The following is a 15300-nucleotide window of genomic DNA, read 5'->3' on the forward strand; positions in this document are numbered from 1 at the left end:
TCTCAGTAGCATCAAATCCAACCGTACGTTTGGAGATTGAGTGAAACACGAGGGCAAGGCTCTGGCAGCCGATGAAACAGACGCGCATCATCACCGGACCGTCGGTATGGCCTCCGTCCATGTGCGGGCCGTTGTTACCTGGCTGGCGATTTTCCCGCTGGCCGCAGCGGGCATGAGCGTGCTGGCAGCATGGGCGCCGGAGTGGCCTCCAGTGCTGCGCGCTCTCACGCTCACCCTGGTAGTCGTCCCTGCGGCCGTCTACTTCGCTGTGCCCCGCCTGCTCTCGATCCAGGCGCGGCTGAGCGCGAACCGCACTTCGCGGATTCGTTAACCTCGCCGGGGTGATTCCTATCCCGGCGACAATTTTGAGGAGTTTCCCATGCAGATAACTGCAGCGGTCGCGCGCGAGCACGGCTCACCCTTCACCGTCGAACAGCTTGAGCTGGACGCCCTGAGGCCCAATGAAGTCAGGGTCCGCATGGTGGCAACCGGAATCTGCCACACGGACGTACTCGTTCGGGACGGGGTCTATCCGACGCCGCTGCCCGCCGTCCTCGGTCACGAGGGAGCCGGCATCGTCGAAGCGGTCGGCGATTCGGTGGTATCCGTGATTCCTGGCGATCACGTTGTATTGGCTGCCGCATACTGCGGGCACTGCAAGCGTTGCCGTAACGGCCAGATGGCTTACTGCGAGAACCTTATGGCTGCAGACTTCGCTGGGCGTCGTCTCGACGGCCAAACGTCGCTGAGCAAGGGCGACGAAGCCATTTCGTCCCACTTCTTCGGCCAGTCGTCCTTTGCGACCTATGCAAACGTTGTCGAGGAATCGGTCGTTCGTGTGGACAAGGACGTGCCGCTTGAGCACCTTGGCCCCCTGGGCTGTGGCATCAACACCGGGGCGGGAACTGTGCTCAATGAGCTCAAACCGGAGATCGGGTCTTCGCTTGTTGTTTTCGGCGCCGGCGCCGTCGGCTGCGCCGCTGTCATGGCGGCGCGGATCGCGGACTGTGCCATTGTTGTCGCCGTTGACATCCACGACTCCCGGTTGGAACTCGCCCGGGAACTCGGCGCGACGCACGTCATCAATTCAAGGACCGACGACGTCGCCGCGCGGCTTCGTGAAATTACGGAGGATGCAGGCGTCGACTACGTCGTGGACACCACGGGCCTGCCCGCGCTCCTGCGCCAGGCGGCCGATGCCCTGGGAGTTCGAGGAACACTCGCCCTCGTCGGCGCCGCAAAACCTGGTACGGAGGTCAGCTTCGAGATCGGCGCGTCCCTCGTGAAGGGCTGGACCTTCAAGACCGTGGTCCAGGGCAGTTCTGTGCCGCAGGTGTTCATTCCCCGGCTGATCCAGCTCTGGAAGGACGGCCGGTTCCCGTTCGAAAGGCTCGTCAGTGACTACACCCTTGATGACATCAACCAGGGCTTCGAAGACTCCAGGAGCGGCAAGACGATCAAGCCGGTCATCATCTTCTGACGAAAACGCCCGGCTGGGAGAGTCCCAGCCGGGCGTTTTGGTCGGAGGTGCGGAGGAGGCGGCGGGACGCGCCTCATCCGACCATTCACCAACCTTCGTCTGCGGTTGGCGGTTTCTCCGCTGTGACCGGGGTGCTATGAATTCAAGAGTTCGTGGATCCAGCCCTCGAGCTCAGCAAGCGTCTGACCGGTGATGTGGTGACCTCCGGGGTCCCGGCGGGCGTGGACGCGGGCTGCGGAGTCCGTGAGCAGGTACTGCCAGGTGCGGTCCAGCAGCTCCCGTGGAATGACTCCGTCCTGATCTCCCTGGGCGACGAAGACCGGAAGGCCCGCCAATTGCGCGGGCGTGACGGGGACCCCGGCGTCGAACGGCAACGTGCCATACAGAATGGCCGCTCCGGAAAAGCGTTGCGGATCGCCAAGTATCAGCCCGCCCGCGAATGCTGCGCCCCCGCTGAAGCCCACCAGCACGACAGGCCGTCCGTCCGGGGCAGCAGTATCGAGCCAGTTTCGGAACCACGCCATGGAAACAGTCAGCGACTCCGCAATCGGGCGGCCGATGCCACGGTTGGCAAACCATGCATAGCCGCCGCCCTCGCCGATGGGCGCCCGAACTGCTGCGTAGGCGGGGCCGGGCGGCAGTTGGTCGGCGAGGGCAATGATCTCACGCTCGCTTGAGCCGCGGCCATGCAACAGCACCACCAGTGGCGCCGCCGGATCGGATGAGCCGGCGGTAGCCACCACATGGGATGGGTTCGAGGATGGCTCTTCCGCGGCCGTTGGCTGATCGGGGACTCGCATGATGGCTCCTGCTCGGGTCGTTGTACTAGAGGCTTGTTGAAGCTTCAACCATCATTGGCGGTCGGATATTCCCAGATCAATTCGTGGGATCAGACACGCGCCACAACAGGTAGAGCTGCTGAGGCCTTCGGCAGTGCATCGGGGCGTTGGGGCGGGCAGCAGTCGGTTGCCGGCGGGTGTGCCGGGTACACAGGGGGACGGCCTGAAAGGGCAAGAGATGGCATGGGTTTGAGGCATGGGAGAACCCGGCCCCGCGAAGTGAGGGCCGCTCCGGTTCGGAGACTTTAGGTGGTGACGACGAGTTTGCCGCTGGTGCGGCTTTCCTCCATGTCGGTGTGGGCCTGGACGATGTCATCGAGGGTATAGACCTGGCCGATGGGGACGATTGCGGTGCCGTCGCTGACGGCCTGCAGGAAGTCCTGGAGCACGCTGCCGGGAAGGTCGTCGGCTCCGCCTGTGTAGGAGGTGAGTCGGACGCCTCGGGGGATGTAATCGATGGGATAGAAATCCGGGATGGTCCACTGGTTTGAGAGCATGCCGGTGAAGCAGGCGACGCCGTGGACCCGGGTGGCGTGCAGCGTGTCGCGCAGCGTCGGGGAGCCTACGAGTTCGAGGGCGGCATCCACGCCGTCGGGAACAATGCGACGCACGGCGGCGGCAAGGTTTCCGTCGTCGATCAGGACGTGGTCGACGCCGATCGCGGTGAGTGCCTCCCGCTTGGCCTCGTCGCGGGTCGATGCCAGGACGGTAAGTCCGCGGCGTTTGGCAAGGATGGCGGCCGCCATGCCGACGGACGAGGTTCCGCCGCGGATGAACAGGCTCTGGCCGGGCATGATGTCCAGGCCAACGGTGAGGGAACCGTGCGCGGTCTGGAGCATCTCCGGGATGGCGCCGATGACAGGCCAGGGCAGTTCGGATTCGAAGGGAACGACCTGGCGTGCCGGCACACACGTGTACTCGGCATAGCCGCCGTCGAACACGCGGCCCATGCCGCCCATCAGCGTGACGACCTTTTGCCCGGCGCCGAACTCCCCGCCGGGGGAGTGCACCACCTCCCCGACGGCTTCGATCCCGGGCACACGCGGAAAGGTGACGCCGTCCGCCAGGCCCATGCGGGTATGAAGTTCCGAGCGGTTGAGCCCGAAGGCCCGCACGCGGATGAGCACCTGACCGGGCCCGGGCGCAGGAATGGCCCTTTCCCGAATGACCAGAGCCTCAGCCGGCCCGGGGCCGTCCAGAACAACTGCCCGCATGGTGCCGCCGCTCACTGCCCGGCCACCTTGGAGTCCGGCGCGGGCCGTTGCGCATTGCGCAGCCGTGTCAGGAGTTCGAACAGTGAGCCAGCGTCCTGCGTGGTCAGGGCCGGGGTGAACCAGCGGGCAAGTTCTGCCTCGACCACCTTGCGGGCCCGATCAACCACCGTTGCCCCGGCCGGTGTGAGTTCAAGGAGCGAGGAGCGCCGGTCGCCCGGGTTCATCTTCCGCGAGCAGAACCCCGCCGCCTCTATACGATCAACGAGCTTGCTGGCGCCGCCCACCGTGATGGACAGCGCCGACGCAATGTCGAACACCCTGCACGTGCCGGCGGACGCAACGACAACCATCGCCTCGTACCTGCCGAGGGGAAGGCCGCATTCATCGCGCAGGCGGGCATCAACCGCGTCCCACAACTCCGTTTCGAGCCGGGTGAGCGCACTGAACAGCGGATAGAAGGCAGCGGGGTCGTCTCTGGAGTCCATGGGTCAAGACTAGCAAATAGATTCCATGGAAGATACTTCCTTGTTTTCTACTTTGTCGATGGGATCAGAGAGCAGGATCGACCAGCAGCTTCATTTTCTGCCCCGCCCGGAGCTTCTCGAACCCTTCCTGGACCACTCCGCTGAGGGGGATGTCCTCAACCCACCCTGTCGTCTTGTAGTGACCGTTCGCCATGAGGTCGATCACCGCCGAATAGTCAGCCCCGGTGTAGCAAATGGTCCCCTGGATGCGCCGCTCCCGCAGCACGAGGTTGATGAGCGGCGTCGGGAGAGGCTTTTCATAGATCGCCACGCTGACCAGCGGCCGGCGTTCCCCGAGGCATTCCAGGGCTGATTGGACGGCAGGTGCAACCCCGGCGGCGTCGAAGGCCGCGTCAACACCGTCCCCGTTGGTCCGGTCGGCAATGAGTGCGGTCACGTCCTGGCTGCTGGGATCCAGCGTGCGTGCGCCGAGCGCCTCAATGGACCTTCGGCGGGTCTCCGACGGTTCAATGACGTCGATTTCGGTCAGTCCCATCCCGCGGAGGGCAAACCAGATGCCGATGCCGATAGGCCCGGCGCCATAAATCAGCGCGCGGCTCTGGTCGTTGACTTCGCCCATGGTCGCGGCGTGATATGCGACGGACATCGGCTCCACCAGTGCACCCATTTCGAGCGAGACGTTCTCGGGGAGTTTGTGCACCTGATTGCTTGGCACGACTGTGTACTCTGCCATTCCGCCGTCGGCCATCAGCCCATGGAACCCGATCACGTTGCACAGGTTGTAGTGCCCGCTCCTGCACGGCCGGCACACGCCGCAGCGGTAAATGGGCTCGACCGTGACCCGGTCACCCTCGAGGACATCGGTGACGTTCTTACCGACTTCCGTCACCACGCCGGAGAATTCATGGCCCAAGGTCAGGGGCAGGCATTGGCCCGTGAGGGGGTGCGGATCGGTCGGAGGAATGAAGATCGGGCCGTCGTAGTACTCATGAAGGTCGGTACCGCAGATTCCGTTCCGGCTGACCTTGATCTTCACCTGGCCTTCGCCGGGAGACGGTTCCGGAACGTCCCGGATCTCAAGTTTGTTCTTGCCGTAATAAACCGCTGCGCGCATGGCGCCTCCTAGTTGTATGGGGGCATCAGATGATGCGGATCAGAATCGCGTTCGCCAACTCGCAGGACAGCCCGGGACGGGCGGCGTGACCGCTGTCCGTCCCGGGCTCTCCCAGCAGTGCCGATCAGGCAGGCGTCAGCGCTTTGCTGTCGGTCATGAAATTCGGGTACTTGTTCGAGGCTTCGTCGGCGAGGATGGAACGGTACTGCTTGATGCCGCCGAGGTAGAACATCACGGTCCGCTTCTTGCCCGGGATGTTCGCCCCGAAAATCCACGAAGCGGCCTGGGGGAAGAGGGTCTGATGGGCGATGTCCGAGCAGGTCTCTGTCCAGTCAGCCTCAGTGTCGGCCTTGGCTTCGATCCAGCCGGTACCGGAGCTCGACACATGGCCGATAGTTTCGCTGATCCACTCGACCTGAGCCTCGATCGAGGGCGGAAGGTTGGTGAAGGGGCCGTTGGGGCCGAGGATCATGAACATGTTCGGGAAGCCACTGGTTGCCATGCCGAGATAGCTGGTCGGGCCGCCTGCCCAGTGTTCCTTCAGCGTTTCGCCGTCCCGGCCACGAATATTGACTCGGACGTAGTTGCCGTCCACAGCGTCGAAGCCGGTGGCGCAGATGAGAACGTCAAGTTCGTGCAGGGTTCCGTCAGCTGTGACGATGCCTTGCTCCGTCACCTGCTCGATCGGGTTCTCTTTGACGTTCACGAGGGAGACGTTTGGGCGGTTGAACGTTTCGTAGTAACCCGAATCGCACAGCGGCCTGCGGGCGTAGAGGTCCGTCGGCGTCAGTTTTCGGCGGGTCTCAGGGTCCTTCACGATATCGGCGATCTTCCGGCGGATGAACTTCGCCGCCTCTTCGTTGGCTTCCGGGTCAGTGGCGATATCAGAGAAGGTCTCGAACATGAAGCGGAACCCTCCGCCTTCCTCCCAGGTCTGCTGGTAGATGCGTTCGCGCTCTTCCGGGGTGACGCTGAACGTCGGAACGGCGCTCTCTACGAAGCCCATGGCGACGGAAGAGTTCCGGACCTGGTCCCAGTTGGCCTCAAAGTTGTCCCGGTGCCCCTGCTGTTCCTGCAACGTAAGTTCGCGGTTGCCGGCAGGCACGCTGTACTGCGGGGTGCGCTGGAACGAGGTCAAGTGGGCAGCGATGGGTGCGGTGGCCGTGATCACCTGGTTGCCGGTGGAACCATTGCCGATCACGCCGACACGCTTGCCGGCCAGATCCAGGTCCTCGGGCCAGGCGCCGGTGTGCACCAGGCGGCCCTGAAATGATTCCATCCCGGGGAATTTGGGCAGGTTTGTCGCGGAGAGCAGTCCGAGACCCGTGACGAGGAACCGGGACTGGAACGTGACACCCTTGTCTGTCCGCACCTTCCAGATGCCGGCTGCTTCGTCGAATTCAGCGTCAGTCATGCCGGTTTCAAGCTCAACGTGTTCGCGGAGGTTGTACCGGTCCACGACGCCATTCAAGTACGCCAGAATCTGGCGCTGGGGCACATATTTGGTGTTCCACGGAGTCTGCTTGTAGAGCTCCCGATCGAACGAGTACTGGTAGACGAAGCTCTCCGAGTCCGACAGGGCGCCGGGGTACTTGTTCCAGTACCAGGTCCCGCCTACGCCTCCTGCGCGGTCAATGGCGACGGCGTTGAGACCGAGTTCGTTGCGCAGCTTGTGCAGCATGTAGATGCCACCGAAGCCTGCTCCGACGACGAGTGCGTCGAGCTGGTAGATCTTCTCGGGGACGGCGTTGTCCATGATGTCATTTCCTCCGACTAATTGGGCTCTGTGAGATAATTCACTTTGTAGTTACCAGTCTGTGGTGGCACAACAAGGACGCGGTGTCTCGATTTGGGACACTTCCGTTCGACCCGAGATTCCGCGATTGATACCCTCTCAGCACTAATCGCGAGTGCTGACGAGTGCTGATTGGCCGACATCCGGGTTGGCGGATGACATTGCAAAGGGGCAGATATGTCCGATCCGGTGCGGGAAGCGCGGGAGCAGCTGATTCGCGTTGGCCTCACTGGAACCTATGGGGCCAACGATGCGGTGCCGGACCTGATCGTGCGCAGTTGGCGCCGGTCGCTCAGCAGCGCCGTCGAAAGCTCGGTCCCGTCTCAACGTTTTCAAGACGTGGATACGGACTCTCTGCTGTGCCGGGCTGCAGTTCCTGTGCTCGATCGTTGGCAACACCAGCTGGCTGACACTGGGACCACACTCTTCCTCAGCGACCGGGGCGGCAGCATCGTTGCCCGGCGAACGAGTGACAACAGTGAGCGACGGCGCCTCGACAGCATGCACGCGGCGGAGGGCTTCGACTACTCCGAGGAATCCATTGGCACGAACGGCTTGGGCACGTCCATGGTCGAGAAGCGCCCGGTTTTCGTCAAGGGGAGCCAGCACTACAACGACGCCTTGACCGCCCTGGCGTGTGCGGCTGCGCCCGTCTATACACCGGCCGGTCTGGTCGTTGGCTCAGTCTCGCTGGGCGGCCCGCTCGAGGCTGCCAGCCCGATCATGCTGTCGCTGACGCGGGAGATCAGCCAGCAGATTGAGGAGAGATTCCGGGCGTCCTCCCGGCCCCAGGATCTCGCACTTGCGATGTCCTTTATGCGTTTCAGCAGCTCACAGCGTCCTACGGTGGTGATGGATCGAGAGTCCATCCTGGCTAACACGCCGGGTCTGCCCTACGTCAGTGTCGCGTCGCATGTCATGCTCTGGGAAGTGCTCAAATCCCACGACTGGTCATCCAGCAACACACTGCGTCGTGAATTGGAGGCAACCTCCATCGAGGTCACGGCCCGGAGGGTGGTGGACGGGCCGCGTGAGCACTACGTGGTGCACTTCTCCGATCTGAGCAACGCGTCCGACAACCCGTCTGGGCTGGCCTTGCCTTCTGGGGCACGGCTTGAGGGCAAAGGCGCGCCGGCACCGAGCAAGACTGCTCCGGCCGTTGTCCTGGTAGATGGACCGCGTGGTTCTGGACGCGCGACGGTCGCCGGGAGGCTGCGTACGGAGTGGGGAAGTACGGCGCGTTGTGAAGTATTTGTCCTGTCCGCCGGGGCGGCTACTCCGTGGAGGGCCATCGAGGACCTCCTGGCAGGCGGTACCGACGTGCTGATCCGGCGGATCGAGGACCTCGCTGAAAACGAAGTTGGGGACTTGGCCGCTGTCGTCGAGCGACACCGGCAAGCCAGGTCCGATGGGCAGCGCGCAAGCAGCCTTCTGCTGACGTCCTCGCGAGATGACGCTGCGCCAGCCGTTCGGGCTTTTGTTGACACCACCGGAACCGAGGAGCGTATCGATGCACTGGCCCGGACCCCGGAAAGGATCCCCGGCCTGGTCAAGGCCATCCTCAACGTGGTTGACCCGGAATCGCGGCACACCATCTCCCCGGCTGCCCTGCAGTCCATGGTCCAGTGGAACTGGCCCGGCAATGTCGCCGAACTTGCCGACACTGTAGCCGCCCTGATTGGGGATGCGAAAGGCTCGGTCATCGAACGTCGGCATTTGCCGAAACATCTGCAGCAGGCGCCCCCGCGACGTCACATGAGCATGATGGAGACGGCGGAGCGCGGGGCCATCATCAGGGCACTCGACGCCGCCGGAGGTAACAAATCGGAGGCCGCGGCCCTGCTGGGTATGGGGAGGTCCACACTGTATCGGCGGCTGCGCCAGCTTGGCCTCGATACGGGAGAAGGGTCGATCTGATTCCGATGGCCCCTGCCCGGCGGAATGCATCAGGCCGTGGTGTCGCCGTCGAGGCTGATGACTTCTTCCAGCACAGCCTGTAGTGCCGGACTTGTATCGTTGCGGCGCCATGCTGCCCTGAGGTCGACATCGGCGGTGGAGTCCTCGAGCGGAATGAACACAACATGCGGATCTGTCGCATTCCGCGCGACAGACGCCAATGTTAGATGGCACCCGACTTCGGCGCTTACCAGCGCCAGTGCGGTCTGCGTGTCAGGGGCCACCTGAACGATGTCGGCGACAAAACCGTTGGCATGGGCTAGCCGCCGAAGCCGATCTGGCAGGACGGCGCCCTCGAAAGGCGTCAGCGATATGAAGGCCTCAGCGGCAAGCCGCCCCATTGCGATCCGGCGTGAGCCGGCAAGCGGATGAGTGTCGGGCATTGCCACCACGAGGGAGTCCCGCATGACCACACGAGAGGACACCTCTGCCGGGATGACGTCCCATCGTCCCAGCGCGATGTCCGTCTCCCCTTGCACCAGTTTTTTCATCGCAGGCTGGGCGAAATTCTGGCTGGACAGCTCCAGCTGGATCCTTGGCCTGTTGGACTTCACCTGCCTGGCGAGTCGGGCCACCAGTTGGTGGGTAGAGACGCCAGCAAAAGCAATTCGCACCATTCCGGCCTCGCCGTTGTCGGCGGACCGGACGGCCTCCTCGGCTCGGCGAAGGGCCTCGAAAACCTCGGTGACAGGGGCGACCAACGCCTGCCCACTGGACGTGAGCTTCACGGAACGGGTGTTGCGGTCCAGCAGGCGCGTTCCGAGTTCAGTTTCGAGCTGTTTGATGATCCGACTCAGGGGCGGCTGGGTCATGTTTAGGCGTTCGGCAGCCCGCCCGAAATGGAGTTCCTGTGCCACGGCAAGGAAAGCCCTCAGCTGGCCAACGTCCATGTTCAGCTCGCTCTTCTCGTTTTCCCACCATTTTCATTATTGAGTAAAAGGTATCACTGGAAACCTATTTGCGCGCCGGAAGTGCAACAATTGTTGCTGCCCGACGTGGGGCCAGCTTTCCGTGCAAGTTTGGGGAGACGGGCCGAGCGGGCTACCAAAAGGTGTGTGCAAGGTTTGAACACTTCGGTCTTCAGCAAGGAAGCGTCTTGCAGGATGAGGAAGTGCCGCAATCGCGGGACATCCCCCGGCTCACCGACGAGCTGATGGGTGATTACAGATGAACGCCGGGAGGCAGACGGTGCGCGGCTGACTAGTGGCGCTGTGAAAGGGTCAAGGCTCCGGCCTTGGACTTGCCAGCGCAGGGCAGCCCCAACGCGGCCCGGTCGGTCTCCGCACATCTGCTCTAAGTACTCCCACAAGAGCTATAGGAGACAACATGTCACGTCGTGTAGAGGATCGCAGCATCCTAGTTACAGGTGCCGGCAGCGGTATGGGTCGCGTTATCGCCCTCGCGCTGGCAGGCGAGGGAGCGAGCGTCACACTACTCGATCTAAACCTCGACGCAGCAAAAAGTGTCCAGGACGAGATCACCGCCACCGGCGGCAGAGCTGTCGCCGTTTCCGGTAACGTCGTCAACCGAACCGACGTCGCGATGGCCGTTAAAACCAGCGTGGAGTCGTTCGGCCGGCTTGACTGCATGTTCGCCATCGCGGGCATTATCAAGCCGACACACTTCCTCGAGACCACCGAAGAGAACTTCCGCAGCACGCTCGACGTGAACGCCTTGGGAACCCTTATCTGCCAGCAGGAGGCTGCCAAGCAGATGATCAAGCAGGGCGACGGCGGCAAGCTCATCGTCACGTCCTCCATCGCAGGCCGTCAGGGCTACCCGAACTTCGCGTCCTACTGCGCGAGCAAGTTCGCGGTGACCGCTCTGAACCAATCAGCCGCCCACGCACTCGCGAAGCACAAGATCACATCCAATGCCTTTGCCCCCGGTGTCGTGGACACCCCGCTGTGGAAGAAGCTGGACCTGGACCTCATGGACATGGGCGATTCATCCCGTCCCGGCGAGGCCTTCGAGTCGTTTTCCGGAGCGAACCTGATCGGTCGCAAAGGTGTCCCTGAGGACGTGGTGGGCACGGCGCTCTTCCTCGCTTCCTCGGACTCCGACTACATGACAGGCCAGACCATCATGATCGACGGCGGCATGGTCCTCGTGTAACCGACTGAGCGCCGTGCCACCCGATGGTCCCGGGTTCGTGAACCCTTAAGCCAGGGCACAGCGGGTGGCACATTATTGTCCATAGCTGTGCCTGTGGCCCGGTCGCGTTTGCCCGCCGCGACCGGGCCACGGTCGTCAGCAGCCCCTGTCGTCGGCATTGAGACTTCCCCAGATACAGACTCTGGCGAGGCATCCCTTGCCCAGTGCAGCGCCGGCCGGGCTGGGCAACCCAGCCTTGAAGACCGGCTGCCGTCACGGACCAGCCCCCCGCCGCATTCGGCTCCGCGGATCCCTGGATGCCCGCGACAACCGCGGTAAACGTGGGTGCGGGTTCCTGGGGCACGCAGCGGGATACCACTCCATCTGCGCGCGCTTCGACTAGGGAATGTCGCTCTACTCGAAGCCCTCAGGCAGCAGGTCGTGAGGCCGGATGCGGCTCGCCTGGTTCAGGCTCGAAGCCCTCGTCCCCAGATTGGTGCCCCGGACCGACGACAGCGTCACCCGGGGCGGTCTCAAAATCCTCAGCGCCGGAATCGACGGGCCATGCCTATGGGTTGAGCGGTAACAATATAGATCCCATGGCGACAGATCCCAGGGCCCCTTCCCCACAGGTACCGCACACACAACCGGACTTCCATCAAAGGTCTATCGCCGGGTCATTGCAATGACCCGGCGACGCCGCCTGCAGAATCGGAGGCGCCGCCGGAATCAACTGCCCGAGGTCAGTGAAGTTCTCAGGCGACAGCCAGGTGTGGCAGGCGCCTCTGCGTGGATGCCCTATAGGCGATCGCCTTCGAGATGGCGAACTCCAAGAGGATCACGACCAGAAGGAGGACGCCCGTGAACAGTTCGGTCACGAAGGCCTTGACACCGATGGAAGACATTCCCGCAGCGAGGACCGCGGTGATGGCGATGCCGAACGCGACGTTGATCATGCCGCCGCGCCCTCCGGTGAGGCTGATTCCGCCGATGAGAACTGCCGCCAGCGCCAGAAGGAGCATGTTTGCCAGTCCGTCCGGCGTCGCAGACCCGCCACGGAACGACGACAGTGCCCCGGCCAGGGCGCCGCATCCACCGGAAATGGCGAAGGCGAGCACCAGGCGCGACCTGAGCTTGACTCCCGAGGCGACCGCTTCCTGCCGGGCTCCGCCGATCGATGAGATCTCGCGGCCCCACCGTGTCCGCGACAGGAAGATGCCCAGAACGGCGAGCACGGCGATCGTTGTGAGCGACAGAGGCGTGAAGACCCAGATCCGGACCATGAGCGCATCGCTCAGCCTGTAGTCGGTGAGGGTGACCGGGACGCCATCGGTCGCCAACCAGGTGGCGCCGCGGAGCAGGATCAGCGTTCCAACCGTGAACACGAGCGAGCTGATACCCAGCCGTGCAATCACCCAGCCTTGGAGCGAGCCGAGCAGCACTCCCACGACTGTGGCGATGAGGATGCTCGCTATCAGGCCGAGGCCTCCGAGCTGCACGGCGATCGCCCCTGCAAATGCGGCCATTGAGGCGACGGAAAGATCGAACTCGCCAGCGATCATCGTCACCGCCAGTCCGGCCGCGATGACACCGAGCGGGATGAGTCGTTCGAGCGACGAGAACAGGGCAGCTTCCCCGCGAAAGCCGGGTGAGACCATCACCATGATGCCGACGACCAGCAGGAGGACGACTATTTGGAGCGAGTACTTAAGGAAGAATTCCTTGGCTGCATTCATCGTGTACTGACCTTTCTGAGAACGTGAAGAACTACCACGAGCACCACGACGATGCCTCCAACGAGAAAGACGCGCCAGCCGTTGTCGAGGCCGTGCAGGAGCATGATATTTCCCAGGGCCACGATAAGCAGCGCGCCGAGCGCGGACCGGGTGGGGGATCCTTCGCCGCCGGATACGGCGGTGCCTCCGACCAGAACCGCCGCGATAACGTCCATGGTGAGTCCGGCAAGGTCATTGGCCTGCATCTGATGCAGCTGTGAGGCGTTGAGGGCGCCGGCGACTCCGAGGCCAACCCCAAATGCGATGAAGGCCCAGATCGTGGTGGCTTGGGGAGAGATGCCACTGTTCCTGGCGGTGGCGCGGTTGGCGCCCAGGAGGTGGATGTTGCGCCCGATCAGCGTGTGTTCGGTGAGGAACCAGGCAATGGCCGTGAAGAGCACGAAGATGTAGACAGGCAGCGGGATTTCCAGGAAGTTCCACGTTGCCAGCCATGCCACGTCCACACTGCCCGCGGTGACCACGGCGCCCTTGGTAGCGATCGCCACCAGGCCATAGATGACCGAGCCCACGGCGAGGGTGGTGATGACGGGGTTGAGTCCGGCGCCGACGATGAGGCCCTGCATGATCCCCAGCGTCACCGAGAGCGCGACGGCGGCGCCGAGCCCGGCCAGCGCCGATCCGGTCAGGCCGGACACCGCCAGGAACACAATGCCGGCGAGCACGGTGGAGGACGCGATGCCGAGTGAGAAGAAATTGCCGGAGATCGTGATCGCAGTCATCGAGACAGCGATGATTCCGACGATGGAGGTATTGATCAGGATCGCGCGAATATTCGCAAAGGTGGCGAAATCGGGCGTGCTGATGGCGGACGCGATGAACACCGCCGCCAGGAGCAGCGGGAGGGTGTAGCTGTTGACGAAGCGGATGACGCTGCCTCTGGGTGGTCGGGCGGTGAAGTTGGCGGCAATGCTTGCTGTACTAGTCATGATTCGCATCCTCACGGTGCATTACTTCGCGGACGAGGGCGGATTCGGTCCACTCGCCTGCGGGTCGGATAGATGTTTGTTCGCCGCGGAAGTAGGTGGCGATCGTGTCGGAGAGGCCCAGGATTTCGTTGGTGTCCGAGGAGCTGACGATCACGCCTACCCCAGAGTCGCTGAGGCGCCGAAGCTGGGCGTAGATATCGGCGCGCGCACCGATATCCACGCCGCGGGTGGGCTCCTCAACGAGGAGGACGCGGGGGTTGATTCCGAGCCATTTGCCCAGGGCCACCTTTTGCTGGTTCCCGCCCGAAAGCGTTCCCACGTTCGAGTTCATGCGTTTGACGTCGATGGCGAAGTGCGAGGCGTAGCGGTTTGTCTCGTCGGCTTCCTGGCGGGCGCTGACGAACCCTACGGCGGACAGCCGGTGCAGCCAGGGCGATGACAGGTTCCGGCGGATCGGGACTCTCGCGAAGATTCCGTCCTTTTTCCGGTCTGCGGAGCAGTACGCAACGCCGGCCGAAATTCCGTTCTGCCTGCCGCGGGTGTTAAGCGTCTGGCTGTCCACGAGAACTTCCCCGGAGACGATCTCGCCGACGCCGGCAAGTGCCTCCATCAGTTCCGCTGTTCCCGAGCCGAGCTGCCCGGTCAGGCCCAGGATCTCACCGCGTCGGAGGGTCAGGTTGATCTCGGAACGGAGCTCGGGAATGCGGAGCCCGCGTGTCTCCAGCACGACTTCACCGACCGCCGCGGATTTGCCCGGATAGAGGTGGCCCAGCTCCCGGCCGATCATCTTGGCGACGATCGTCTCGACGTCGAGCTCTTTGACCTCCAGAGGGGCCTCGCTCTTGCCGTTGCGGAAGACGGTGACGCGGTCAGCAATCTCGAAAACCTCACCCAGCCTGTGGGTGACATAGACGACGCTCCGCCCCTCCGATGCGAGACGCTTGACGGCATCGAGTACGCGGACGATCTCAGCGTCCGAGAGGGCTGCGGTCGGTTCGTCGAAGATGATGACCTTGGCGTCCCTGGCCAGCACGCGCGCGATCTCCAGAAGTTGCATCTCCGCAACGGAGAGTTCCTCGACCGGCGTGGAAGGGTTCAGGCCGGCGAGCCCGACGCGCTCAAGGATCGCGACGGCGTTTTCGTTTAGTCTGCGGGGGCTCCACCACCAGGGCGTGCCCTGCTGGCCGAGCACGAGGTTCTGGGCCACGGTCATGGTTCCGACTGTGCTGAACTCCTGCTGGACGACGGCGATCCCGGCCGCCTGTGACAGCGAGACGCTGGAGATATTTGTCGGGGTTCCGTCGATTTCGATGGAACCCCTGTCGGGTGAGACGAGGCCTGAGATGACCTTGACGATTGTGCTTTTGCCGGCGCCGTTCTCACCCAAGAGGGCCATGACCTCGCCGGCCCGGAGTTCGAAATGCACGTCCGAGAGGGCGTTCACTGCCCCGTAAGACTTGAAGATGCCGCTCGCCTCAAGGCGAAGGGGAGTGCTTCCAGTCATTCGTTTCTCCTAGGTTTGCAATGTGTGGCGCACGGGGCGCGCACGAGATGGGTGCGGAGCCTCGGACAGCTCCGGTGGTGGGACGTATCCGAGGCTC

General features: G+C 63.5%; 13 protein-coding genes. 4 read left to right on the forward strand and 9 right to left on the reverse strand.

What is annotated here, in order from left to right; all coding sequences use genetic code 11:
- The first annotated feature begins 40 nt into the window (after positions 1 to 40).
- Both ABIC21_RS18430 and ABIC21_RS18435 read left to right on the forward strand, forming a co-directional pair.
- Complete coding sequence (locus ABIC21_RS18430) at positions 41 to 331, forward strand: putative antibiotic biosynthesis monooxygenase (protein WP_354351825.1); 291 nt, start codon at positions 41 to 43, stop codon at positions 329 to 331.
- Between the two features lie 48 nt (positions 332 to 379).
- Positions 380 to 1480 (forward strand): NAD(P)-dependent alcohol dehydrogenase, encoded by a 1101-nt coding sequence (locus ABIC21_RS18435; RefSeq protein WP_354351826.1) that lies wholly within the window; start codon positions 380 to 382, stop codon positions 1478 to 1480.
- 134 nt (positions 1481 to 1614) lie between these two features.
- On the opposite strand, the gene ABIC21_RS18440 is transcribed toward ABIC21_RS18435, so the two are convergent.
- The 5 genes from ABIC21_RS18440 to ABIC21_RS18460 form a co-directional block, all read right to left on the reverse strand.
- Complete coding sequence (locus ABIC21_RS18440; RefSeq protein ID WP_354351827.1) at positions 1615 to 2280, reverse strand: alpha/beta hydrolase; 666 nt, start codon at positions 2278 to 2280, stop codon at positions 1615 to 1617.
- 284 nt (positions 2281 to 2564) lie between these two features.
- Entirely contained in the window at positions 2565 to 3548 is a 984-nt protein-coding gene (locus ABIC21_RS18445) for a zinc-binding alcohol dehydrogenase family protein (protein WP_354351828.1), read from the reverse strand.
- Positions 3545 to 4018, reverse strand: a complete 474-nt coding sequence (locus tag ABIC21_RS18450) for a MarR family winged helix-turn-helix transcriptional regulator (protein WP_354351829.1) — start codon at positions 4016 to 4018, stop codon at positions 3545 to 3547. Before ABIC21_RS18450 ends, ABIC21_RS18445 begins: the two co-directional genes overlap by 4 nt.
- 64 nt (positions 4019 to 4082) lie before the next feature.
- Positions 4083 to 5132, reverse strand: a complete 1050-nt coding sequence (locus ABIC21_RS18455; protein ID WP_354351830.1) for a 2,3-butanediol dehydrogenase — start codon at positions 5130 to 5132, stop codon at positions 4083 to 4085.
- Positions 5133 to 5256: 124 nt separating this feature from the next.
- On the reverse strand, positions 5257 to 6888 hold the full coding sequence (locus tag ABIC21_RS18460) for a flavin-containing monooxygenase (RefSeq protein WP_354351831.1): 1632 nt from the start codon (positions 6886 to 6888) through the stop codon (positions 5257 to 5259).
- A gap of 216 nt (positions 6889 to 7104) precedes the next feature.
- Here ABIC21_RS18460 and ABIC21_RS18465 point away from each other — a divergent pair, with 216 nt between their 5' ends.
- The gene (locus ABIC21_RS18465) at positions 7105 to 8844 is read left to right on the forward strand and encodes a helix-turn-helix domain-containing protein (protein ID WP_354351832.1); all 1740 of its coding nucleotides are present in this window, start codon (positions 7105 to 7107) and stop codon (positions 8842 to 8844) included.
- 29 nt (positions 8845 to 8873) lie between these two features.
- On the opposite strand, the gene ABIC21_RS18470 is transcribed toward ABIC21_RS18465, so the two are convergent.
- Entirely contained in the window at positions 8874 to 9773 is a 900-nt protein-coding gene (locus ABIC21_RS18470) for a LysR substrate-binding domain-containing protein (RefSeq protein WP_354351833.1), read from the reverse strand.
- 436 nt (positions 9774 to 10209) lie between these two features.
- Here ABIC21_RS18470 and ABIC21_RS18475 point away from each other — a divergent pair, with 436 nt between their 5' ends.
- Positions 10210 to 10998 carry an SDR family oxidoreductase gene (locus ABIC21_RS18475; protein WP_354351834.1) on the forward strand — a complete coding sequence of 263 codons (789 nt, stop codon included), beginning with the start codon at positions 10210 to 10212 and terminating at the stop codon, positions 10996 to 10998.
- Between the two features lie 734 nt (positions 10999 to 11732).
- On the opposite strand, the gene ABIC21_RS18480 is transcribed toward ABIC21_RS18475, so the two are convergent.
- The 3 genes from ABIC21_RS18480 to ABIC21_RS18490 are packed head-to-tail and all read right to left on the reverse strand — an operon-like array spanning position 11733 to position 15203.
- The gene (locus ABIC21_RS18480) at positions 11733 to 12713 is read right to left on the reverse strand and encodes an ABC transporter permease (RefSeq protein ID WP_354351835.1); all 981 of its coding nucleotides are present in this window, start codon (positions 12711 to 12713) and stop codon (positions 11733 to 11735) included.
- Positions 12710 to 13699 (reverse strand): ABC transporter permease, encoded by a 990-nt coding sequence (locus ABIC21_RS18485; RefSeq protein WP_354351836.1) that lies wholly within the window; start codon positions 13697 to 13699, stop codon positions 12710 to 12712. Before ABIC21_RS18485 ends, ABIC21_RS18480 begins: the two co-directional genes overlap by 4 nt.
- Entirely contained in the window at positions 13692 to 15203 is a 1512-nt protein-coding gene (locus ABIC21_RS18490; RefSeq protein ID WP_354351837.1) for a sugar ABC transporter ATP-binding protein, read from the reverse strand. The genes ABIC21_RS18485 and ABIC21_RS18490 overlap by 8 nt, the downstream gene beginning before the upstream one ends.
- Positions 15204 to 15300: the final 97 nt, after the last annotated feature.

Source organism: Pseudarthrobacter sp. PvP090 (assembly GCF_040547365.1).
In the GTDB taxonomy this organism is placed as follows: Bacteria; Actinomycetota; Actinomycetes; order Actinomycetales; family Micrococcaceae; genus Arthrobacter.